Origin of the sequence: Acidovorax sp. ST3 (genome assembly GCF_003231145.1) — a bacterium.
Classification (GTDB): Bacteria; Pseudomonadota; Gammaproteobacteria; order Burkholderiales; family Burkholderiaceae_C; genus Acidovorax.
On record NZ_QKVP01000004.1, the window covers coordinates 412,300 to 434,849 of the forward strand.

23 protein-coding genes are annotated in these 22,550 nt (G+C 67.7%); 14 read left to right on the forward strand and 9 right to left on the reverse strand.

All coding sequences use genetic code 11. From position 1 onward, the window contains the following. Window positions 1-9 precede the first annotated feature (9 nt). Together DNK89_RS14585 and DNK89_RS14590 are read left to right on the forward strand one after the other, a co-directional pair. The gene (locus DNK89_RS14585) at window positions 10-537 is read left to right on the forward strand and encodes a peroxiredoxin (RefSeq protein ID WP_110960681.1); all 528 of its coding nucleotides are present in this window, start codon (window positions 10-12) and stop codon (window positions 535-537) included. Window positions 538-676: 139 nt separating this feature from the next. Beyond that, entirely contained in the window at window positions 677-1,549 is an 873-nt protein-coding gene (locus DNK89_RS14590; RefSeq protein WP_110960682.1) for an alpha/beta hydrolase, read from the forward strand. Between the two features lie 108 nt (window positions 1,550-1,657). On the opposite strand, the gene DNK89_RS14595 is transcribed toward DNK89_RS14590, so the two are convergent. From DNK89_RS14595 to DNK89_RS14610, 4 genes are all read right to left on the reverse strand, one after another. Next, the gene (locus DNK89_RS14595) at window positions 1,658-1,999 is read right to left on the reverse strand and encodes a hypothetical protein (protein ID WP_110960683.1); all 342 of its coding nucleotides are present in this window, start codon (window positions 1,997-1,999) and stop codon (window positions 1,658-1,660) included. Between the two features lie 73 nt (window positions 2,000-2,072). Beyond that, window positions 2,073-2,507, reverse strand: coding sequence for a DUF2628 domain-containing protein (locus DNK89_RS14600; protein WP_110960684.1), 435 nt, complete (start codon window positions 2,505-2,507; stop codon window positions 2,073-2,075). A gap of 216 nt (window positions 2,508-2,723) precedes the next feature. Beyond that, window positions 2,724-3,206, reverse strand: a complete 483-nt coding sequence (locus DNK89_RS14605; RefSeq protein WP_110960685.1) for a YidB family protein — start codon at window positions 3,204-3,206, stop codon at window positions 2,724-2,726. A gap of 130 nt (window positions 3,207-3,336) precedes the next feature. Beyond that, window positions 3,337-4,707: a M20/M25/M40 family metallo-hydrolase gene (locus tag DNK89_RS14610; RefSeq protein WP_110960938.1), complete on the reverse strand. Its 1,371-nt coding sequence runs from the start codon at window positions 4,705-4,707 to the stop codon at window positions 3,337-3,339. Between the two features lie 158 nt (window positions 4,708-4,865). Between DNK89_RS14610 and DNK89_RS14615 the strand changes: the two genes are divergently transcribed. Then, window positions 4,866-5,792, forward strand: a complete 927-nt coding sequence (locus DNK89_RS14615) for a LysR family transcriptional regulator (protein ID WP_110960686.1) — start codon at window positions 4,866-4,868, stop codon at window positions 5,790-5,792. Here the strand turns inward: DNK89_RS14615 and DNK89_RS14620 are convergent. After that, window positions 5,778-6,962, reverse strand: a complete 1,185-nt coding sequence (locus DNK89_RS14620) for an MFS transporter (protein ID WP_110960687.1) — start codon at window positions 6,960-6,962, stop codon at window positions 5,778-5,780. The genes DNK89_RS14615 and DNK89_RS14620 overlap by 15 nt on opposite strands. A gap of 231 nt (window positions 6,963-7,193) precedes the next feature. Here DNK89_RS14620 and DNK89_RS14625 point away from each other — a divergent pair, with 231 nt between their 5' ends. The 9 genes from DNK89_RS14625 to DNK89_RS14665 all read left to right on the forward strand — a co-directional run bounded on the left by DNK89_RS14625 (window position 7,194) and on the right by DNK89_RS14665 (window position 16,129). Beyond that, window positions 7,194-8,246, forward strand: coding sequence for a peptidase U32 family protein (locus tag DNK89_RS14625; RefSeq protein ID WP_203422282.1), 1,053 nt, complete (start codon window positions 7,194-7,196; stop codon window positions 8,244-8,246). A gap of 37 nt (window positions 8,247-8,283) precedes the next feature. Next, window positions 8,284-9,246, forward strand: coding sequence for a U32 family peptidase (locus tag DNK89_RS14630; RefSeq protein ID WP_110960689.1), 963 nt, complete (start codon window positions 8,284-8,286; stop codon window positions 9,244-9,246). A gap of 18 nt (window positions 9,247-9,264) precedes the next feature. Further along, complete coding sequence (locus DNK89_RS14635) at window positions 9,265-9,885, forward strand: hemolysin III family protein (protein WP_056056758.1); 621 nt, start codon at window positions 9,265-9,267, stop codon at window positions 9,883-9,885. A gap of 15 nt (window positions 9,886-9,900) precedes the next feature. After that, window positions 9,901-10,422, forward strand: a complete 522-nt coding sequence (locus DNK89_RS14640) for an SCP2 domain-containing protein (RefSeq protein ID WP_110960690.1) — start codon at window positions 9,901-9,903, stop codon at window positions 10,420-10,422. A 2-nt stretch (window positions 10,423-10,424) separates the two neighbouring features. Beyond that, on the forward strand, window positions 10,425-10,838 hold the full coding sequence (locus tag DNK89_RS14645) for a putative zinc-binding protein (RefSeq protein ID WP_110960691.1): 414 nt from the start codon (window positions 10,425-10,427) through the stop codon (window positions 10,836-10,838). Then, complete coding sequence (locus DNK89_RS14650) at window positions 10,831-11,427, forward strand: UbiX family flavin prenyltransferase (RefSeq protein ID WP_110960692.1); 597 nt, start codon at window positions 10,831-10,833, stop codon at window positions 11,425-11,427. Before DNK89_RS14645 ends, DNK89_RS14650 begins: the two co-directional genes overlap by 8 nt. A gap of 66 nt (window positions 11,428-11,493) precedes the next feature. After that, complete coding sequence (gene ubiD / locus DNK89_RS14655; RefSeq protein WP_110960693.1) at window positions 11,494-12,981, forward strand: 4-hydroxy-3-polyprenylbenzoate decarboxylase; 1,488 nt, start codon at window positions 11,494-11,496, stop codon at window positions 12,979-12,981. 174 nt (window positions 12,982-13,155) lie between these two features. Beyond that, the gene (locus DNK89_RS14660) at window positions 13,156-14,796 is read left to right on the forward strand and encodes a long-chain-fatty-acid--CoA ligase (protein ID WP_110960694.1); all 1,641 of its coding nucleotides are present in this window, start codon (window positions 13,156-13,158) and stop codon (window positions 14,794-14,796) included. Between the two features lie 73 nt (window positions 14,797-14,869). Beyond that, window positions 14,870-16,129 (forward strand): branched-chain amino acid ABC transporter substrate-binding protein, encoded by a 1,260-nt coding sequence (locus DNK89_RS14665; protein WP_082753527.1) that lies wholly within the window; start codon window positions 14,870-14,872, stop codon window positions 16,127-16,129. Window positions 16,130-16,162: 33 nt separating this feature from the next. Here DNK89_RS14665 and DNK89_RS14670 read toward each other — a convergent pair whose 3' ends face one another. After that, a complete protein-coding gene (locus tag DNK89_RS14670) occupies window positions 16,163-16,939 on the reverse strand; it encodes an SOS response-associated peptidase (RefSeq protein WP_110960695.1) in 777 nt (258 codons plus the stop codon). Window positions 16,940-17,147: 208 nt separating this feature from the next. Between DNK89_RS14670 and DNK89_RS14675 the strand changes: the two genes are divergently transcribed. Together DNK89_RS14675 and DNK89_RS14680 are read left to right on the forward strand one after the other, a co-directional pair. Continuing rightward, window positions 17,148-18,437, forward strand: a complete 1,290-nt coding sequence (locus DNK89_RS14675; protein ID WP_110960696.1) for an acyl-CoA dehydrogenase family protein — start codon at window positions 17,148-17,150, stop codon at window positions 18,435-18,437. A 152-nt stretch (window positions 18,438-18,589) separates the two neighbouring features. Then, window positions 18,590-19,159 (forward strand): DUF3617 domain-containing protein, encoded by a 570-nt coding sequence (locus tag DNK89_RS14680; RefSeq protein ID WP_161958942.1) that lies wholly within the window; start codon window positions 18,590-18,592, stop codon window positions 19,157-19,159. On the opposite strand, the gene DNK89_RS14685 is transcribed toward DNK89_RS14680, so the two are convergent. The 3 genes from DNK89_RS14685 to DNK89_RS14695 form a co-directional block, all read right to left on the reverse strand. Beyond that, window positions 19,143-20,300, reverse strand: coding sequence for a diguanylate cyclase (locus DNK89_RS14685; RefSeq protein WP_110960698.1), 1,158 nt, complete (start codon window positions 20,298-20,300; stop codon window positions 19,143-19,145). The genes DNK89_RS14680 and DNK89_RS14685 overlap by 17 nt on opposite strands. A gap of 197 nt (window positions 20,301-20,497) precedes the next feature. After that, window positions 20,498-21,262 (reverse strand): 16S rRNA (uracil(1498)-N(3))-methyltransferase, encoded by a 765-nt coding sequence (locus DNK89_RS14690; protein ID WP_110960699.1) that lies wholly within the window; start codon window positions 21,260-21,262, stop codon window positions 20,498-20,500. 99 nt (window positions 21,263-21,361) lie between these two features. Further along, complete coding sequence (locus DNK89_RS14695; RefSeq protein ID WP_203422284.1) at window positions 21,362-22,516, reverse strand: aminoglycoside phosphotransferase family protein; 1,155 nt, start codon at window positions 22,514-22,516, stop codon at window positions 21,362-21,364. Window positions 22,517-22,550: the final 34 nt, after the last annotated feature.

Genomic DNA, 22,550 nt, shown 5'->3' on the forward strand with positions numbered 1-22,550 from the left:
GGTTACACCATGGACAAACGCGCATTTCTCCACGCCTGCTCTGCAGCTGCCCTTGCCACTCTCGCGCCGGCGTCCGGTCTGGCCCAGACCCCGGCTGGCGCCAGCACACCGGGCCCGCTTCACACGCTGACCGGTACCAACAGCGAAGGCAAGCCGGTCATGCTGACGGACTACGCCGGCAAGGTGTGTCTGGTGAGCTTCTTTACCGCTGGCTGCGCCCTGTGTACCAACGAGCTGCGCCTCATGCGCGAGTTTTACACCGCCAATCGCCAGCGCGACTTTGTGCTGCTGGGCGTGAACATGGACGAGAAGGCGGCTGACTTCATGCAGTACATCGAGCTGCTCAAGGTATCAGTGCCCGCCGAGCAGCGTTTTCCCATTGCTTGGCGAAACGCCGAGGGGCACAAGGACAGCTTTGGCGCCATTTCGCGGCGTCCCACGCACTTCGTGCTCAACCGCAAGCACCAGCAAGTGCTGCGGCGCGAAGGCAATTTCCTGCCCACCGACTGGGATGACCTCTGGGTATCTCTGGCTTGAAAACCCCGGTGCAGCTTCGCCCGATCAGGGGTCACGCTCTCTGGGTCTTGCCGGCAGCACGAGCCTGACCATTTAGTGCACCGGGTATTTGGGCGCGCCGGGTATGCTGTCCCATCGCGTCTCGAATGCCCTGCTTTCCATGACTTCTGAAGAACTGCTTCCTTCGACCCTGACCACCTTCACCGCCAGCGATGGCGAGAACCTGGCCGTGCAGGACTGGCCCTTGCCGCAGGGCGAGCCCTGCCGGGGGACGGTGTTGCTGGTGCACGGCCTGGGCGAGCATGTGGGCCGCTATGACGCGCTGGCCCGCCGCCTCAACGACTGGGGGTTTGCCGTGCGGGGCTATGACCAATACGGCCATGGCGAGTCGGCCGGGCCGCGCGGTGGGCTCACGTCGGACATGCGCTTGCTGGACGATCTGGCGGACCTGGTGGACGCCACCCGCGCCCGCATGCCGGAAGGGCAACCCCTGGTGCTACTGGGCCACAGCATGGGCGGCTTGGTGGCCTCGCGGTTTGTGTCCCTGCACCTGCGGCCGGTGGATGCACTGGTGCTGTCCTCCCCCGCACTCGATGCCGGCCTGGGCGCCGTCCAAAAGCTGCTGCTCGCAACGCTGCCGCGCATTGCGCCCAACCTGCGCGTGGGCAACGGGCTGGATGCGCAATACCTCTCGCACGACAGCGCCGTGGTGGCGGCCTACCTGGCCGATCCGCTGTGCCACGACCGCATCAGCGCCCGCCTGGCCCGCTTCATTGCCGAGGGTGGCCCCGCCACCGTCGCCCGCGCTGCGCACTGGAGCGTGCCCACGCTGCTGATGTGGGCGGGCAGCGACAAGCTGGTCAACCCTGCGGGCAGCCGTGCCTTTGCGGCCGCTGCACCCAAGGCCGTGGTGCAGTCCCACTGCTTTGAGCCCTTGTTCCACGAGCTGTTCAACGAAAGCCCGGAACTGGCGGAGCCGGTGTTCGACCTGCTGCGGCAATGGCTGGTGCGGCGCTGTCCCGTGGTGGCCTAGGCGTACGGGCCGTTTTTGGATAAAAAGGCCTTCAAGCGCCAGTGCATCATGCGTCAGTAGCTATCATTTTTGAACTCGCGGAAATAACGCCGGTGGTGCAGACCGGCGCTACCGCCTGTGGTGGGCCACCGTGCCGCAGACGCCCAGTGCGTACACGACCGCCAGCACCGCGGCCATCAGTAGGCCGCCGCTGGTACAGGTGTCCAGGCTGTCCAGAAAATCGCTCCAGCCGGGTTCGTCACGCATCTCCAGGTCGTTCCACACCCACAGCGCCTTGGCGGCGGTGAAGTAAACGAACATGAGCACGGCGGCGACGCGGCTGCGGCGGTAGATGCCACACGCCAGCACCCCGCAGATACCTACGTCCAGCCACATCCACGGGGTGAACGTGACCCCGTTGGAACCCAGTGCGGCACCGGTCGTGTTGGCTGCGGTGAGCGCAAACGTCACCAGGGCAGCTCCCAGGCCCAGCGAATGCAGTGTTGTGCGGCGCGGCTGGGGGTTATGGGTTGGGAGCCGGGTGTCACAGCCAGCCGTTGTCGCCCAGCATGACCTTCTTGTAGTAGTCGCGGTTCGCCATCATGGCAAACAGGGCGACCCATGCGCCGGTGTAGTGCATCCGGCTCAGCAGGTGCCCAAAGCCCGCCACCGTCACCAGCGTTTCCAGCACCAGGATGCCCGCAATGCCCAGCCCCCAGTACGCCAGCCCCTTTTTCCACATGCCCTTGGCGACGTAATAAAACGGGCCGAACAGGCCCGCCAGCAGGTTGAAGGTGCACGCCGTGCGCTCAAAGAAGCTCAGGTCCTTGAGCTTGGTGAGCTTGAGTCCCCCCGCCCGCTCTATCAGCGCAAATCGTTTTTGCCAGACTTTGGGCAAGTCGGTGGGCACCGCCGTGGGGGTGCCACTGGCTGCGGCCGATGCCGCTGGGGGCGTTGCAAATGGAGTGCCTTCGTTCATGCTGAAAATTCCCTCGGTCGTGTGTTGTTGTGTGCGCCGCAGTGCTTGCCGATGGGCCCGCCTTGCACGGCGCCCGCGATGCTAGGGGCACACCCGTGGGAATTTTTGTGAGCAGTCCTCTGAGTTGTTTGCAGCGGTAACGCGCTGGCCCCACCGAGGGCGCGGGGTGATGGTGAAAATGGCCGATGGCGCTCTCAAATCAAGTGCTGGCAGCTATCACTTTTGAAGCAATCCGCCCAACATACCCAGCAGATCGTTGGCATTGCCAAACCCGCCATGGGGCGCCTGTCCCTGGGGGCTCAGGTGGTCGACCAGGCCCGGCAACACCTGCGCCAGTTGCCCCGCCGCAGCGCTGGGGCCCACACCCAATTGCGACGCGATCTGCGCCAGTGGGCCACTGCCCAGCACCTGGGACAGCTGCTCGCCCGAGATTGCGTGGTTGGGCCCGGCGCCCAGCCACGACGCAATCACGTTGCCCAGCCCGGCTTGCTGGAACTTGGCCATCAGCCCCGGCAGGCCGCCCACCGGGCCGTCGTTGCTGAGGAGGGACATGACGGCCTGCACCAGCTGCGGGTTTTGTGCGGCCAGGCTGATCAGCCCTCCCAGGCCACCACCGGCCCCACCCGCCGCAGCGGCGCCACTGCCGCCTTGCGACGCGTTGTTGATGACGGCACCCAGAACGGAATCGAGCAAACCCATGGTGTTCTCCTGTAGAGGAATGAAGGGCGGCAGTGCGCCAGCCCGGACGGAACCACCCATGGTACGCACCTCGGCGGCGCCTTCGTGTCAACAATCGTGAACGGGGTGATGCCGCTGGGGTGCCGCGCCACTACTTGGTGCGGGGTGGGCGCTTGTCGAGCAGTGGCGCACTCACACCTTGTACCCCCACCAGCCCCAGCACCGTGACCAGCGAGGTCTGGGCGCCTTTCCAGGCATCCGTCAGGTCGATCCACTCCGACAGCGCGTGGAACCCTCCTGTCTTGCCGCCGCCCCCGATCACGATGGCGGGGATGCCCAGCGCCATGGGCACGTTGGCATCGGTGCTGGCACCGGCCAGCACCGTCTTGCGGCCAAAGGCGGTGTTGGCGCGCACGGCAGCCTCGACGATCAACGCGTCGGCGGCGGTGCGGCCACCGGGCCGGTCGCCGATGAGCTTGGTCGATGCGCTCAGGGTGTTCACGCCCCAGCGTGCGTTCTCTTCGGTCACTGCGCTGTCCACGGCGGCCAGCACCTGCTTTTCGGTGGCCAGCAGCGGGGCCATTTCGTCGGAGCGGATGTCCACCGCCATGCGCGCTTCTGGCGCGATGGTGTTGACGGACGTGCCGCCGCCCACGGTGCCCACGGTGAAGGTGGTCTTGGGGCTCTTGGGCGTGCGGATCTCGGCGATCTTGGCAATGGCGCGGCCCATGCCGTGGATGGCGCTGGGCACCTCGCCGAACGCGGCGTAGCTGTGGCCGCCCGGGCCCTTGAAGGTCACCTCGTGGCGGTGGCTGCCCGTGCCCAGCACCAGCACCGTGCCATCGGGCGCGGGCTCCAGCGCCACCATGCCGTCGATGTCCAGGTGCTCCTTGAACAAATGCTTCATGCCGCGCAGGTTGCCCAGCTCTTCCTCGCCCACATTGCCCACGAACACCAGGTCGCCCACGGTGGCGATCTTCTGATCGTTCAGCACCTTGAGCCACGACAGCAGCACGGCCAGTCCGCGCGTGTTGTCGGAAATGCCGGGCGCATACAGCTTGCCGTCGCGCTCCTTCACCTTCACGTCGGTGCCGGAGGGGAACACGGTGTCCAGGTGGGCCGAGATGACCAGCTTGGGCCCGTTGCCCGTGCCCTTGCGCACCCCCACCACGTTGCCTTCGGCGTCGATGGCGGCATTGGTCAGGCCCAGAGCCTGGAGCCGGGCCAGGAAGGCTTCGGCACGCTTTTGTTCCTTGAACGGCGGCGCCTCGATCTCGGTGAGCATGCGCAGGTCTTCGGTGGCGCGGTCGTGGTCGGCCTTCACGGCGTCGAGCAGCTGCAGGATCTGGGGCGCGGCCATGAGCTGGCCGTAGGCCTTGTCCACGGCGGGACGCAGCGTGGTGGGCGTGGGCGCCACGGCGCCGAACTGCGCATGGGCGGCACCGGGCAGCAAGGCGGCGCAGGCGAGGGCCATGGCACCCGCAAGGGCTGTGGCACGGAAGGTATGGAGAGGGAGAGTCATGGTGATCCAGCGAAACACGAACACAAACGGAAGGAGTGACCGGCCTGTCCAGCCATCGTGGATGGAGCCGCGGGCCGGCATGCAGTGCCATGCAATTGTTGGACCGAACTCGGCCCCCGGGCTCTGCTTTAATCTGCCCAGCCGACAGTTTTTCTTACATGCGCAAACACATCCCCAGCACCCGCGCCCTGCTTGTTTTTGATGCTGTGGCGCGCCACCACGGCGTGAGCAAGGCCGCCGAAGAACTCTGCCTCACCCACAGCGCCGTGAGCCAGCAGCTGCGTCTGCTGGAGGGCCAGCTGGGCCTGCAGCTGGTGCAGCGTGGCGCTCGGGGCTCCACCCTTACCGACGTGGGCCGCCGCTACCACGCGCAGATCGTGGGCGACCTGTTGCGCCTGCAGAACCACACACTCGAAGCCATGGCCCAGCGGCCCGATGGCGCGCGTCTGCTGGTGGGCTGCGTGCCGGTGTTTGCCGAGCGCTGGCTGCTGCCCCGTCTGCCGGCCTTCCTTGCACAGCACAAAGGCTGCAGCCTGCACCTGCAGGTGTACCCCACGCAGATCTACATGGCGGAGATCCCGTTTGACGTGGCCGTGCAGTACGACGACGCGGCCTGGCCCGGCGTGGTGCCCGCGCCGCTGATGCCCGAGGTCTGCGTGGCCGTGTGTGCGCCGCAGTCGCGCCACCGGCGCGCCACAGAGCGCGGCGACTTCCGCGCCGTGCCGCTGCTGCAGCTCAGCTCCCGCCTGGGTGCGTGGGACGACTGGCTGGGCCGTGCAGGCATCACGCGCGTGCCGGCCCACACCCTGGGCGGCCACCGTTTTGATCTGTTCTCGATGCTGGTGGAGGCGGTGCGCGCTGACCTGGGTGTGGGCTTGGTGCCGCGTTATTTTGTGGAGCGCGAACTGCAATCGGGCGAGCTGGTGCTGGCCCACCCGCACCACGACAGCGGTGCGCGGGGCTACAGCCTGTTCGTGGCGCCGGGGCGTCTGGAAGACCCTGCGGTGGCGGCCTTTGCACAGTGGCTGCGCACCACGGCGCAGGCCGATGGCGCTGCTGCCGAACGCGCTTCAGGCACCGCTTGAAACACGCTGGCGTTGCAGGCCCAGCCAGGCCAGCGCCAGCCCCGTCACGACAATCGGCACCAGCGAGCCGGCGTTCAGCAGCGTCCAGCCCTGTGTGGTGACCAGCACGCCCGACGAGAACGCGCTCAGCGCCAGCGTGGCATACACGCAGAAGTTGATGGCCGCCTGTGCGCGGTCCTTCTCCTCCGGCCGGTAGGCCGTCATGGCCAGCGTGGTGGAGCCGGTGAACAGTAAGTTCCAGCCCACACCCAGGAAGAACAGCGCAATGCCGAAGTGGTGCAGCTCCACGCCCATCAGTGCCACCGCCACGCACGCCAGGTTGAGCAACACGCCCGTGCCCATGATGGGCAGCACGCCAAAGCGCTTGATGAGGTGGCCGGTGACAAAGCCGGGCGCGAACATGCCGATCACATGCCACTCCAGCACCAGTGCTGAGGCATCAAAGTCAAAGCCGCACACCTGCATGGCCAGCGGCGTGGCGGCCATCAGCAGGTTCATCACGCCATAACCCAGCGCGGCGCCCACGATGGCGACGATGAACGCAGGCTGGCGCATCAGCACTTTGAGCGGGCGGCCCTGCTCGCGCTGCCCCGCCGCATTGAGCACCACGGGCTGCGCCTCGAACCGGATGGCTGACATACACAGCATGGACAACAGCGCCACGCCGATCAACGCGATGTAGGCGCCCGCAAACGGCACCGGGAACAGCGTGCGCGTGGCACTGGCCAGGTTGGGGCCCGCCACCGCACCCAGCAGGCCACCGGCCAGCACCAGAGACACGGCCTTTTCGCGGTAGTCCGGTTTGGCCAGTTCGGCCGCCGCAAAGCGGTACAGCCCGCCATTGGCGCTGTAGTAGCCCGCCACCACCGTGGCCGTGCACAGCAGCCAGAAGCTGGCGCTGAAAGCCGCCCAGGCACACAGCGCGGCCGACACCACGGCCACGGCCAGCCCGATCTGGAACGACACCTTGCGCCCCCAGCGCGCCTGGCTCTGCGCCACCAGCGGCGTGGACAGTGCACCGCCCACCACGTAGCCCATCACCGGCAGCGTGGCCATCCAGCCAAAGGGCGCGAGCTGCAGGCCCACCAGGCCGTTGATGGCGATGAAGACAACGTTGTTGGTGAGGAAAAGGCCTTGGCACAGGGCCAGGAGCCACAGGTTCTTGTTCACGGCAGGGGGCGCTCGGGGCGGGCAGAGGTGCGTTGGGTGGGGGCTGGATGCAAGTCAAGGGCGGTAGGCAGTGTGGTGCGCCAGGAAGGCCACGGCACGTCAAAGCCCGACTGCTTTGCTCCAGCATTGTGCACTGCCGTTGATGAAGATCAGCGGACGCGCGGGATGCGCCCCGTATGGTGGCGCCCTGTGCTGTGGCTCCCCACCGGGGCCAGCGTTTGAATGCTTGTGATGGACCCCTTGAAATCGACTGCCGCTGCCTTGCCCGAGGCAGCGAGCCCTGCCATGGAACTGGTTTGCCCCGCAGGCAGCCTGCCTGCCCTCAAGGCCGCCGTGGACCATGGCGCCAACTGCGTCTACCTGGGCTTGCGCGACGCCACCAATGCGCGCAATTTTGCGGGCCTCAACTTTGACGAGGCAGCCATTGCCCAGGGCATTGACCATGCCCATGCGCGCGGCTGCAAGGTCTTCATGGCACTCAACACCTACCCGCAGGCCGCCAACCCCGGGCCCTGGCGCAGCGCTCTCGACAAGGCGGTGGACCTGGGTGTGGACGCCGTCATCCTGGCCGACCCCGGCCTCATGCAGCATGCAGTGCAGCACCACCCCCGGCTGCGTCTGCACCTGTCGGTGCAGGGCTCGGCCACCAACTACGAGGCCATCAACTTCTACCGCGAGCAGTTCGGCATCGTGCGTGCCGTGCTGCCACGCGTGCTGTCGATGGAGCAGGTGCGCCAGGTCATCGACCGCACACCGGTCGAGATCGAGGTGTTTGGCTTTGGCAGTCTGTGCGTGATGGTCGAGGGGCGCTGCGCGCTGTCGTCGTACGTGACCGGCGAATCGCCCAACACGCACGGCGTGTGTTCACCCCCGAAGGCCGTGCGCTGGGTGGAGACGCCACAGGGCCGCGAGTCGCGCCTGAACGGTGTGCTCATCGACCGTTATGCGCCCGGCGAGAACGCGGGCTACCCCACGCTGTGCAAGGGGCGTTTCGATGTGGGGGACGACGAGAACTACTACGCCATCGAAGAGCCCACCAGCCTCAACACGCTGGAGTTGCTGCCCCAGTTGCTCAAGATGGGCGTGCGCGCCATCAAGATCGAAGGCCGCCAGCGCAGCCCCGCGTATGTGGCGCAGGTCACCCAGGTCTGGCGCGAGGCCCTGGACCAGTGCCTGGCCTATCCCCACCGCTACGCGCCCAAGACACGCTGGATGGCCAGCCTGGACCAGGTGGCAGAAGGCCAGCAGCACACGCTGGGTGCCTACCACCGCCCGTGGAAGTAGTGCTTCTCCACAACGACAACCTCCCAGAAATCGCCCCATGAAACTTGCTCTCGGCCCGCTGCTGTACTACTGGCCCCGCGACACCGTGTTCGCGTTCTACGAGGCCATGGCCGCCACGCCCGTGGATGTGGTGTACCTGGGCGAGACGGTGTGCTCGCGCCGCCACGAGCTGCGCCTGGCCGACTGGCTGGCGCTGTCGCGCACGCTGCGGGACGCGGGCAAGGAGGTGGTGCTGTCCAGCCAGGTGCTCATCGAGTCCAGCGCCGACGTGGGGGTGATGCACAAGATCGCGGGCAACGGCGAGTTCCTGGTCGAGGCCAACGACATGGGGGCCGTGGGCTGCCTATCGCGTGCGCCCGCCGGGCCGCGGGGCTTTGTGGCCGGGCCGCACCTGAACCTGTACAACGCGCACTCGCTGCGGTGGATGGCGCAGCTCGGCGCCACGCGCTGGGTGATGCCGCTCGAAATGTCGCAGGAGGCGCTCTCTGCTGTGCTGGCGCAGCGGCCCGCCGGCATCGAGACCGAGGTGTTTGCCTACGGCCGCATGCCGCTGGCCTACTCGGCGCGCTGCTTCACGGCCCGCCACCGCAACCTGCCCAAGGACGACTGCCAGTTCAGCTGCCTGCAGCATGCCGACGGCCTGCCGCTGCGCACGCGCGAGAGCGAAGGCTTTCTGGTGCTCAACGGCACGCAGACCCAGTCGGCCCGTGTCTACAACCTGGCCAACGAACTGGCCGCGATGCGCGCCCGGGGCGTGGACGTGGTGCGCCTGAGCCCGCAAGCGCAGCACATGGCGCAGGTGATTGATTCATTTGACGAAGCCCGCCGTGCCGCAGCGGCCGAAGCCCCTGCTGAAAACGAGCCCGACTTTGTGGAGCGCATGCAGCCCTTCATGCCCGATCTGCCCTGCAACGGCTACTGGTTCGGGCGTCCAGGGCTGGAGCAAGGGATGCAAGGCGCGGCGGGCGGTGCAGCCGCTCAGCCCTCCATGCACCCGTAACCATCAGGCAGATACACCATGTACCCCGGAGAACGTTTCAACAGCATCAGCCACCTGGTGGGCGCCTTGCTGGCCACGGCGGGCACGGCCGTGCTCATCACCTTGGCGGCGCGCCTGGGTGACCCGTGGAAGGTGGTGGCGTTCAGCATCTACGGCGCCATGCTGGTGGCGCTGTACGCCGCCTCTACCGCGTACCACAGCGTGCGCCGGCGCACCATCAAGGCCGTGCTGCAAAAGCTGGACCACTGCAGCATCTACCTGCTGATCGCGGGCAGCTACACGCCGTTTGCGCTGGTGTCGCTGCGCGGTGCCTGGGGCTGGTCGCTGCTGGGCGTGGTGTGGGGGCTCGCCCTGCTGGGCATTGCGCAGGAGATCTGGTGGGCGCGCGGCGCGCGTGTGCTGTCGCTGGTCATCTACGTGCTCATGGGCTGGCTGGCGCTGGTGGCCGTGGTGCCGCTGTGGCAAGCGCTCACGCCGGCCGGGTTTGCCTGGCTGCTGGCGGGCGGAGCCTGCTACACGCTGGGCATCGTCTTCTATGCGCTGGACCACCGCGTGCGCCACGGCCACGGGCTGTGGCACCTGTTTGTGCTGGGTGGCAGCGTCTGCCACTTCTTCACCGTGTTTTTCTACGTGGCCTGAGGGCCCTTCTGTCTCATGGCGGCTTCTCCCCTTCCTTTCCCCCTGGTCGTTCCTGCGCCCGTGGGCGCTGTGCTGGCGCGCCTGCCCGCCTACCCTGGCTCGCAGCTGCTGGTAACCGCGCTCAACCTGGCGCTGGCGCGGCACCTGCCTGCGGACGTGGGCCAGGTGCTGTTGCACAAGAAGATGCGGGTGCAGGTGCGCGATGCGCGCGTGGCCTTTGACTTTGCCTGGACGGGCCAGCGCTTCGCCCCCCATGCTCCGCTGGTGCCGCCGCAGGTGGCCGATGTCACGCTGAGCGCCACGGTCCATGACTTTTTGCTGCTCGCCCAGCGCCAGCAGGACCCCGACACGCTGTTCTTCAGCCGCCGCCTGTCGATGGAGGGCGACACCGAGCTGGGCCTGGTGGTGAAGAACGCGCTCGATGCCATCGAGCTGCCCGTGCTGGACCCGCGCCAGTGGGTCCACAAGCTGGCGCCGCGCCAGGTGCTGGGCCACCTGCGCCGCCGCCTGGACCCGACACCACGCAACGGAGGGTGAGCATGACCACCGACACCCATCCCCAGAACCACCCCTTGGTCTATTCCTGCTCCGGCTGCTCCAGCGCCGCGCAGCTGGCCAACCACGTGGCACTGCAGCTCGACCGGCGCGGCGTGGCCGAGATGTCGTGCATCGCCGGTGTGGGCGGCGATGTGCCGCACCTGATGAAGACCGTGCGCTCGGGCCGGCCCATCATCGCGCTCGACGGCTGCCCGCTGGTCTGCGTCAAAAGCACGCTCGCGCGCCACGGCATCGCAGCCGACCGGCATTACCAGCTGCAGCAATACGGCGTGAAAAAACGCGCGCACGAAGACTTTGACCCCGTGCAGGCCACGCTGGTGTTGGAGCAGGTGGAGGCCGACCAGCGGGCCCAGCCCCTGCGGCGCCCTTCTGTGGTGGAGCCCTCGCATGGCTGATGCTGCCCACACCCGCCGCATCATCGTCGCGATCTCGGGCGCCAGCGGCGCCGTGTACGGCGCGCGCCTGCTGCAGGTGCTGCAAGGCCAAAGCGGCATCGAGACCCACCTGGTCGTCTCCGACGCCGGCTGGCGCAACCTGCAGCATGAGCTGGACATGGACCGCCCTGCCGTCGAGGCCCTGGCCCACCGCGTGCACGACGTGGCCAACGTGGGCGCGGCCATCGCCAGCGGCTCGTTCCAGTGCCATGCCATGGTGGTCGCGCCCTGCTCCATGCGCACGCTGGCCGCCATAGCGCATGGGCTGGCTGACAACCTGCTCACGCGCGCGGCCGACGTCGCCCTCAAGGAGCGCCGCCGCCTGTTGCTGATGGTGCGCGAGTCGCCCCTGCACCTCACGCACCTGCGCAACATGGTGGCCGTGACCGAGATGGGCGGCATCATCTGCCCGCCGCTGCCCGCCTTCTATCTGCGCCCGCAGACTGTGGGCGAAGTGGTGGACTACAGCGTGGCGCGCGCGCTCGACCTCATCGACATGCCGCACGACCTGGCGCCGCGCTGGCAGGGACTGGAGTTGGATGCTCCTTGATTCATAGCTGCTCGCGCTTATTGGATAAGCGCCAGAGGCCAATTTCATTCAAATTCTGGACCCGATATGGCCTACAGCGACCTGCGCGACTTCATGGCCCAGCTCGAAGCCACGGGCGACCTGCGCCGCGTGGCGGAGCCCGTGTCGCCCCACCTGGAGATGACTGCGCTCAGCGACCGCGTGCTGCGCGCAGGCGGCCCGGCGCTGCTCTTCACCCAGCCCACGGGCCACCGCATGCCGGTGCTCACCAACCTGTTTGGCACCACAGACCGAGTGGCCCGCGCCATGGGCGTGGCCGACCTGCACGGCGTGCGCGCTCTGGGCGAACTGCTGGCCACCCTCAAGGAGCCCGAGGCGCCGAAAGGCTTCAAAGACATGCTGGGCATGGGCCAGCTGCTCAAGACCCTGTGGAACATGGCGCCGCACACCGTGGCGCGCGGCGCACCCTGCCAGCAGGAAGTGTGGGAAGGCCCCGACGTTGACCTGGCACGCCTGCCTGTGCAGCACTGCTGGCCCGGCGACGTGGCCCCACTCATCACCTGGGGCCTCACCATCACGCGCGGCCCGCGCAAGGCGCGGCAGAACCTGGGCATCTACCGCCAGCAGGTGCTCTCGCGCAACCAGGTCATCGTGCGCTGGCTGGCCCACCGGGGCGGGGCGCTGGATTTTGCCGACCACTGCGCCGCCCACCCCGGCCAGCCCTACCCCGTGGCCGTAGCGCTGGGCGCCGACCCGGCCACACTGCTGGGCGCCGTCACGCCCGTGCCCGATGCGTTGAGCGAATACCAGTTCGCCGGCCTGCTGCGCGGCGCGCGCACCGAGGTCACCGTCGCCCTGGGCGTGCCCCTGCAAGTGCCCGCCACGGCCGAGATCGTGCTCGAAGGCCACATCCAGCCCGACGCGAGCCACCCGAGCGGCTGGCAGCACGCGCTGGAAGGCCCTTACGGCGACCACACCGGCTACTACAACGAATGCGCCGAGTTCCCCGTCCTCACGGTGGACCGCATCACTCTGCGCAAGGACGCGATCTACCACAGCACCTACACGGGCAAACCGCCCGACGAGCCCGCTGTGCTGGGCCTGGCGATGAACGAGCTGTTCATCCCGCTCTTGCAAAAGCAGTTCCCCGAGATCGTGGACTTCTACCTGCCGCCCGAAGGCTGCAGCTATCGGCTAGCGGTTGTCAGCATCCGCAAGGCCTACGCAGGCCACGCACGGCGCGTGATGATGGGCGTGTGGAGCCACCTGCGCCAGTTCATGTACACCAAGTTCATCGTGGTGGTGGATGCCGACGTGGACGTGCGCGACTGGAAGGACGTGATCTGGGCCATCACCACCCGCATGGACCCGGCGCGCGACACGTTGCTGGTGGAGCACACGCCCATCGACTACCTGGACTTCGCCTCGCCCGTCAGCGGCCTGGGCAGCAAGATGGGGATGGACGCCACGAACAAGTGGCCGGGGGAGACGCAGCGGGAGTGGGGCCGGCCCATGACCATGGACGCCGCCGTGCAGGCGCGCATGGACGGGCTTTTCGCTGCGCTGGGCCTTTAAGGGCCCCGCGCGCCACGGCGCACCAAGGTGGTGCTGCGCACCCTCAGTCGCGCAGACGACAAGCCCGCCCCGCGTTGTTTGCGACTATGCGCAAGCCTCACATAGAAGGCTCTGCACCGGCACCCTGTGGATGCCGCGATGCAGCAAGGCGCACATCCCTAGGAGACAACGGCAATGCAGCAGCACCAGCCCGGCAGCATGATGGACCGGCCTTTACTGGTTTCGGCCATTCTTGAGCATGGCGAGAACCAGTACGGCGATCAGCAGATCGTTTCGCGCGACACCGATGGCCGCCTGCACCGTTACCGCTTTGCCGACATGGCCCAGCGCGCCCGGCAGCTGGCCAACGCGCTGCAGGCACTGGGCCTGCGCCCCGGCAGCGTGGTGGGGTCGCTGGCCTGGAACAACCACCGCCACCTGGAGGCGTACTACGCCGTGTCGGGCAGCGGCATGGTCATGCACACCTGCAACCCGCGCCTGCACCCCGAGCAGCTGGCCTACATCGTCAACCACGCCGACGACGAGGTGGTGCTGTTTGACACCACCTTTGCACCACTGGTGCGTGCCATTGCGGCGTCGTGCCCCCGCGTGCGGCACTGGGTGGCACTGTGTGATGCCGACACGCTGGGCTCCATCGACCTGCAAGGGGTCAGCGGGGTCGAGGCATACGAGACGCTGGTGGACCGCCAGAACGACCGCTTCATCTGGCCCCTGTGCGAGGAGAAGGCTGGCGCGGCGCTGTGCTACACGTCGGGCACCACCGGCAACCCCAAGGGCGTGCTGTATTCGCACCGTGCGCTCGTGCTCAGCGCCCTGTCGGCCTGCATGCCGGGTGTGCTCAGCATCAGCGCGCGGGAGACCATCCTGCCCGTGGTGCCCATGTTCCACATCAACGCCTGGTGCCTGCCCTATGCGGCGCTGATCGGTGGCGCCAAGTTGGTGCTGCCCGGCCCGCGCCTGGATGCGGCCAGCCTGTACGAGCTGATGGAGACCGAGCGCGTCACCGTGAGCGCGGGTGTGCCCACGATCTGGATGGGCCTGATCCAGCATGTGGAGCAGCACGGGCTGCGCTTTAGCACCATGCGGCGCACCGGTGTGGGCGGCTCGGCCATGCCCAAGGCGCTGATCGCCAAGTTCAACGACGTGTACGACGTGGAGGTGCGCCATGGCTGGGGCATGACCGAGACCACGGCCATTGCCACCATGAGCGTGCTGGGCGCATCCGATGCCGAACTGCCGCCCGAAGACCGCCACGCGCTGGTGGCCAAGCAGGGCAAGTCGGTGTTCGGCATCGAGCTCAAACTGGTGGACGAGAACGGCGCCACCCTGCCGCGCGACGGCGTGGCGCAGGGCGAGCTGATGGTGCGCGGTCAGTGGATCGTGGACCGGTACCACAAGGCCGAGCGCTCGGCGCTGGTCGATGGCTGGTTCCCCACGGGCGACATCGCCACCATCAACCCGCAGGGCGTGGTGCAGATCCGCGACCGCACCAAGGACGTGATCAAGTCGGGCGGCGAGTGGATCAGCTCCATCGACCTGGAGAACGCTGCCGTGGCGCACCCGGCGGTGGCCATGGCGGCGGTCATCGGCGTCAAGCACCCCAAGTGGGACGAACGCCCGCTGCTGTTCATCGTGCGCAAGCCCGGGCAGGAGCTGGACAAGGCGCAGATCCTGGACTTCCTCGCACAGCGGGTTGCCAAGTGGTGGCTGCCCGACGACGTGCTGTTTGTTGACAGCCTGCCCCTGGGCGGCACCGGGAAGGTCCAGAAGAACGAGCTGCGGCAGCGCCATGGCGCGGTGTTCGGCGGCGAGTGACGCCATCACGCGCTGACGGTTTTCGGTTTTGGCTTTCCTTTCGTTCCCACTTACCCACCCCACGGAGACACACATGAACATGGTTCCCAGGAAATGGCCCCGCCATTGGTTGAAGGTCGGCGCATGCGCCGCGGCGCTGGTGATGTCCGCGCACGCCGGGGCGGCCGAGACGGTAAAGATCGGCTTCATCGACCTGCTGTCCGGCCCGTTTGCGCTCACTGGCCAAAGCTCGCTGAACCAGCTGCGCGAGGTGGTGGCCCAGGTCAACGCCAAGGCCGGGCCCAACGAGCCCAAGTTCGAGGTGATGGACTTTGACAACAAGGGCACGCCGCAGGAGAGCCTGAACGCGCTCAAGGCCGCCACCGACCGGGGCGTGCGCTACATCACCCAGGGCGGCGGCTCGGGCGTGGCGCTGGCGCTGGTGGATGCACTCAACAAGCTCGCCGAGCGCGACCCCGAGCGCGCCACCGTGTACCTGAACTACGCCGCCATGGACCCGCAGCTCACCAACGACCGCTGCAGCTTCTGGCACTTCCGCTTCTATCCGTCGAGCGAGATGAAGATGGAGGCGCTGACCACCTACCTGCAGGGCCGCAAGGACGTGAAGCGCGTGTACCTGCTCAACCAGGACTACACCCACGGCCGCCAGGTCTCCAAGGCCGCCAAGGAATACCTGGCCCGCAAGCGGCCTGACATCGAGATCGTGGGCGACGACTTCATCCCCATCGCGCAGACGCGCGACTTCGCCTCGTACGTGGCCAAGATTGCCGCGACCAAGGCCGACACCGTCATCACCTCCAACTGGGGCAGCGACCTCACGCTGCTGTTCAAGTCCTCGCGCGACTACGGCCTGAACATCAACTACTTCACGCTCAACGCCAACAACCCCGGCACGCCCGCGCAGATCGGGCCGTGGGGCGAAGGCAAGGTCGGGGTGATCTGGAACTGGGTGCACAACGCGCCCACCCCCGAGCTGGAAAAGATCTACGTGGACTACAAGAAGAAGACGGGCGACGACTTTGTGTTTGCGGCCCACTGGAACAGTGTGCACATGCTGCGCGAGGCCATGCGCAAGGCCCAGTCCACCGATGCCAAGAAGGTCGCCTTCGCGCTGGAAAACATGACCTACAAGAGCCCCATGGGCGAGGTGCGCATGCGCAAGACCGACCACCAGCTCGAAGCGCCGCTGTACCTCGGCATCTGGGCCAAGCAGGGCAGCAAGGGCGTGAAGTACGACGCCGAAAAGACCGGCTACGGTTTCCGCTCTGAAGTGGCGTGGGACAACTACATCAGCGCCCAGCCCACGTCGTGCCAGATGAAGCGGCCATCCTAGGCACCCCCCCGCGCCGCTCCGGCGGTGCGGGCTTCAACCCAGCCAGCCCTTGGGCACCTTGTCGGCCTTTTTCTCCACGGGATTGGCGGTGAGTTTTTCTGCCGCGTACTGGCGCATGAACTCCTTGGCCTTGTCGGGCCGGGCCGTGAGCCAGGCGTCGTAGGCGCCTTCGTTCAGGATGGCGGGCATGCTCTTTTCGCTGCCGGGCTGGCCGTAGCGGTGCAGCAGGGCATGGTTGTTGGCGTTCACCGTGAGCAGGCAGTAGCTGATGATGACCTCGCCCGACTCGGCCCCTGCGCCCTGCCAGCGCGCCCACAGGCCCGCCACGCCCATCGGCTTGCCGTCCACGCGCGCAACGCGGGTGGGCACGGCCTTGCCGCTGCGCAGGTCGTCTTCATAAAACGCCACCATCGGCACGATGCAGCGCTGGCCGTTCAGCCAGGCATCGCGAAACGCGGTGCCGGTGGAGGCCAGATCGGACTTGGCGTTCACCAGCTTGGGCGCGCGCAGCTTGGCGTCGGATGCCGACTTGACCCAGTGAGGCACCAGGCCCCATTGCGCGGGCACCAGCACCCGGGTGGAAGCGGCGTCGCTCGGGGTGTTTGAAGCCGTCGTGGGGGCAGCTTCTTCAACCGCGCCGGCCGTGCTGGCCGGCCCTTGGGCCAGGGCGGTGGCCGTTGCTGCATTCACGATGAAAAAGCCCGGCTTGCGGGGCCACAGGTGGCGTTCACCCAGCGCCGCAGGGGGCTCGACCGCAAACGCCTCGCGGTAGGTGTCGGCGTGCTGCAGGGTTTCGTAGTGGGTACTCATGGAGCCATGGTACCTGCGTGGTGATGGGTGTCAGGCCACATTTCAAGTAAAACGGGTTGGTAGCGCTAGTGCAATATGCCTGACTAGCTATCAATAGCGTAGCAGATGGGATACCGTCACCGAAAGCTCCCGGGCAGGCCGTGATGTGCGTCAAGCCCGTTGTCGCCTGCGTTGTGACGTGTGCTGGCGCGGTTTTCACAATGGCCGCATGGACTTCGCACTCTCCCCCTTGGCCCTTGCACTGCGTGATCGCCTGCTGGCTTTCATGGACCGCTATCTGCTGCCCTACAACGCCGCTTGGCACGCGTCCGTGGCGGCGGGCGACTACCCGCCGCCGTTTGTCGAAGACCTCAAGGCGCTGGCGCGTGAGGAGGGTTTGTGGAACCTGTTCCTGCCCACGCTGCGGGATGATGAGCCTGGCACGCGCCTGTCCAACCTGGACTACGCGCCGCTGGCCGAGGCCATGGGCCGCCTGCCCTGGGCGGCCGAGGTGTTCAACTGCCATGCGCCAGACACCGGCAACATTGAGCTGCTGCACCGCTTTGCCACGCCCGCCCAGCGCACCCGCTGGCTGGTGCCGTTGCTGAACGGCCAGATGCGATCGGCCTTTGCGATGAGCGAGCCCGATGTGGCCTCGTCCGACCCTACCAACCTGCAAACCACGGTGCGGCGCGAGGGCGATGACCTGGTGCTCAGCGGCCGTAAGTGGTTCATCACCGGCGCGGCGCACCCGCAGTGCCAGTTGCTCATCGTGCTGTGCCGCAACGCAGATGCCGACAGTGAAGACGGCCACCATCGCCACAGCATGGTGCTGGTGCCGGTGAACACACCAGGTGTGCAGATCGTGCGCAACATCTCCGTGCTGCACCACCACGCCCCGGAGGGGCATTGCGAGATCCTGCTGCAGGGTGTGCGTGTGCCTGCGGACTACCTGCTGGGCGACTGGGGTGCGGGGTTTGCGATGGCGCAGGCGCGCCTGGGGCCGGGCCGTGTGCACCACTGCATGCGCACCATCGGCCAGTGCGAGCTGGCCCTCTCCCTGGCCACCGAGCGCGCGCTGGAGCGCACCGCCTTTGGCAAGCCGCTGGCCGAGCAGGCCAATGTGCAGGAATGGCTGGCCGAGTCGCGCATCGAGATCGACCAGGCGCGCCTGCTGGTGCTGCACGCCGCCTGGTTGCTGGACCAGGGCGCTGCGGCAGACGCGCGCGCCGTGCGTGCCCAGGTCGCCGCCATCAAGGTGGTGGCCGCGCGCCTGCAGCAGCGGGTGGTGGACCGCGCCATGCAGATCTTTGGCGCCATGGGCCTGTCGCCCGACACGCCGTTGGCCGCCTTCTGGACCTGGGGCCGCGCGCTGCGGCTGATGGACGGGCCCGACGAGGTGCACCTGCGCACCGTGGCGCGGCACGAGCTGGCGCAGGCGCGCGCGGGCCTGGGGGCATCGGCAGCCTACTTCACCACCCCCGAGCAGCTACGCGCGCCGCCGCACCTGAGCGCCTGAGGATGGAGACCCACGGAGACCGTGTGCCGCTGCGCGCGGGCCGCAGCCGCTGCTTCCCACCTTCCACCGTGCACTTGGTGGTTGGTACTTGGCAGCAAAGGCCGGTGTGTCGATACTGTCGGCTCCGCCGCTGGCACCGAGGCCCCACCACCATGCACACCCCCATCCCCCGCGCTCTCGCCGTTGTCCTCTCCGCCACCGTGCTTGGCCCCGGGCTCTGGGCCACGGCCCATGCCCAGACGCAGAAGCTGCGGCCCGGCCTGTGGGAGAACAGCGTGACCATGAAAAGTCAGAGCGGCCAGCTGGAGGCCGCGATGGCGCAGATGCAGAAGTCCATGGCCAGCCTGACGCCTGCGCAGCGCAAGCAGATGGAACAGGCCATGGCCCAGCAGGGTGTGAGCATGGGCCCCAGCGGCAATACCGTGAAGGTCTGCATCAGCCCCGAGCAGGCCGACCTGGACCGCATTCCGGCGCAGGAAGGCTGCACGCAGAACGTGCAACGCACGGGCCCCAATGCCGTGGCCATGACGTTCAGCTGCAAGGGCACCCAAGGCCAGCCGCCCACCACGGGCGAGGGCACGATGACCTTCCAGGGGCCCACAGCCTACACGGGCAATTTCAAGGTCAAGACCACGTCCAACGGCAAGCCCGAGCAGATCGACATGGTGCAGAACGGCAAGTGGCTGGCCGCTGACTGCGGCGCGATCAAGCCCGTGCGCTAGTCCCAGAGGCCACAGGGCGGTGGGTGGCCGGCGCCACCACCACGCGGTTGCGGCCCAGGGCCTTGGCGTGGTACAGCGCCTGGTCGGCGCGTTCCAGCGTGTGCTCCACGGTGTCGCCCGGCAGGTGCTGGGCCAGGCCGATGGACACGGTGAGCTGCAGCGAGCCTGCGCTGTGGGCAATCTCCAGCGCCTGCACGGCCTGGCGAATGCGTTCGAGCAGCTCGCGCGCATGGTCTGCCGAGGTGTCGGTGAGCATCAGCACAAACTCTTCGCCACCCCAGCGGGCCAGCACGTCGGTGTCGCGCACGCTGGCGCGCACCGTGCCCGCAAAGGCCTGCAGCGCGCGGTCGCCGGTGGCGTGGCCGTGCTGGTCGTTGATGGGCTTGAAGTGGTCGATGTCCAGCTGCGCGAGCAGCAGCGGGCGGCCACTGCGCAGGCTGCGGCGGTGCTCCAGCGCCATCAGGTCGAGCATGGCGCGGCGGTTGATGAGGCCCGTCAGCTCGTCGCGGGTGGCCAGTTCGCGGTTGACTTCGAGCGCCTGGGCCAGTGCCTCGCGCTGCTGCTGCAGCTTGGCGCGGATGCGCTGGATGCGCAGGTTCAGCGCAATGCAGCCGCTGAGGACGATGAGCACCATCAGCGCATAGGCGGTGTCCAGGTAGCCCGAGGCATTGGCATTGAAGCGGGAGCTGACGCCGATGGCGCTGGCAAAGGCCAGCAGCGCATACACGCCGATGCCGATCACCTCAGCCACCGTGAGGCCGAAGGTGCCGAAGAACAGGATCATCGCCAGCACGCTGGGCACCAGCCCCCGCGCATCGCCCGCCAGCACATAGGCCACCGCACCGCTGGTGATGGTCCAGACCATTTGCGGGATGGTGAGCGAGGGGTCGCGCAGGCGGGCGGTTTCGCCCGAGCGGATGAAGGCCGTCATCACCACCAGTCCGCCCACCGACAGGGCGGCCCACCATTGCACGGCGGTCTGGTCCACGGAGGTGCTGGAATGCGCCACCAGCAGCATCACCCCAGCGCTGCCTGCCATCAGCGTGAGCGCCAGCAAGGCCATGCCCACCAGCGTGCGCCGCCGGGGGTCGGTGGAGAGGATCACATCCTTGAGGCGCTGCCAGCGGACGGGTGGGCGCAAGGTGGGGGGCTCCGGCCAGGAGGGAGGGCCGCGCGGAGCGCGGGCGGGGTGGCCAGAACCCGTGGGATTGGGCGTTACCGGCCAGTCAGCGATTTTACGGTGAGGTAATGCCGGGCGTACAGGCCCTAGGCCTTCGCCGTGCGTTGTCCGGGTATGCAGCTCGCGTGGCGAGTCCGGTCTGCGGCGCGGGTGCAGCGCTACAGCGTGAGCGCTGCCAGGGCGGCCAGCGGGGCTGTTTCGGCACGCAGCACGCGGGGGCCCAGCGTGACCGGAGCAAAGCCGTGTTGCACCGCCAGGTCTTCTTCCGCAGGGCTCAGGCCACCCTCGGGGCCGGAGAGGAACAGCAAGGGGCGTTGGCTAGCCTCGCTGCCCGTAGCTTCGCGCAGCGGCACGGTACCGGGTCGCAGCGACAGCAGCAGGCGCTGGGGACGGTCCTGGTTCTCCGGAGAGGACGCCCCCTGCCCTGGTGAACGCAGCCAGCCCGCCAGATCGATGGCGGGGTGCACCACGGGCACACGGTTGCGGCCGCATTGTTCGCAGGCGGCCACGGCCACGGCCTGCCAGTGGGCGATCTTCTTGTCGGCGCGCTCGCCCTTGAGCTTGAGCACGCTGCGCTCGGCCACCAGCGGGGTGATGCTGGCCACGCCCAGTTCGGTGGCTTTTTCGACCAGCCAGTCCATGCGCTCGTTGGCGGTGATGCCGGCCAGCAGGTGCACGGCGCGGGGCGCCTCGCGCTCGACGGCGTGGTGCGCACCCACCAGCACGCGTACATCGCTGCGGCCCATCTTGAGCACGGTGGCATCGAACTCGCCGCCGGGGTCGCCCGCGCCCTGGCCGCCGTGGAACAGCGTGATGCCGTCACCGGGCTGCAGGCGCAGCACCTGCACATGGCGTGCAGCGCCCCGGGGCAGGTCCAGCTCGGCGCTGGTGGCCAGGGGGGCCGGGCAATGGAAACGGGGCATTTGCTATGTTTGTAATAGCTACTAGCGCATGATTTTTCTGCGCTTGAGCCGGTTTTTGCTTGATTTTTTGGGGCGTGCCGTGGATGCAGGGCGCTGTGGCTACATGCGGCCGTACGCAAAGCCCACCACGGGCTCGGTGCCTTCGATCTGGTCCAGCATCTTGAGCAGCGGCCCCAGCTGCCGGTAGCGGTTGGCCGTGGCGCGGATGTACGCAATGAACCGGGGCGCATCGGCCAGGTACTTGGGCTTGCCGTCGCGCAGCGTCAGCCGCGCAAAAATGCCCGCGACCTTGAGGTGCCGCTGCAGGCCCATCCACTCCACTGCGCGGTAGAACTCGCCAAAGTCATCGCCCCAGCCGCTGGCGCTGTTGGCGCCCAGCAATCCGGCCTTGCGCGCCTTCTCCCAGTAACGCACGGTAATGTCGATGACGAATTCTTCTTCCCAGCTGATGAACGCGTCGCGCAGCAGGCTGGCGATGTCGTAAGTGATGGGGCCGTAGACCGCGTCCTGGAAATCCAGCACGCCCAGGGGTGCACCAGCTTCCACCGGCGCCATCAGATTGCGGGTCATGAAGTCGCGGTGCACATAGACCTGCGGGGCTGCCAGGTTGTGCGCCACGACGGCATCAAAGGCGCTGCCCAAGGTCGCCTGCTGTTTGTCGTCCAGGGCGATGGCGCGGTGTTTGGCCAGGTACCAGTCGGGGAACAGCGCCAGCTCGCGGCGCAGCAGCGGCTCGTCGTAGGCGGGTAGCACGCCGGGCTGCGAAGCCTTTTGCCATTGCAGCAGCACATCGGTGGCCTGCTGGTACCACGCGTAGGCGTCCTGGGGTTTTTCGGGGTTCAGCCGCTCGATCACGGTCTGGTGGCCCAGGTCGGACAGCAGCATGAAGCCGGTGGGCTCATCAAACGCCAGGATCTGCGGCACGTTCAGCCCGGCGGCGGCCATCAGGCCTTGCACCTGCACGAAGGGCTTGCAGTTTTCCTTGTCGGGCGGTGCATCCATCACGATGCGGCTGGCGCCCGTGCCCGTGTCGATGCGCAGATAGCGGCGGAAGCTGGCATCGGCCGACGCGGGGCGCAGGGTGGCGGGCAGCAACTGGTGCGGTCCCACCAGGGGGGCCAGCCAGGCGTCAAAGGCCGCACGGCGGGCGGCATCAGGCCAGCTGACGGGGGTGGAGGCGGCGGGCGCAGCCGGTGCGGCCAAGGTGGCGCCGGGGGGCTGGCCAGCGGGCGATGGGGGGATGGGGTGGCTCATGGATAATCCGATTTTACAAACCGGTCGTGGCTGG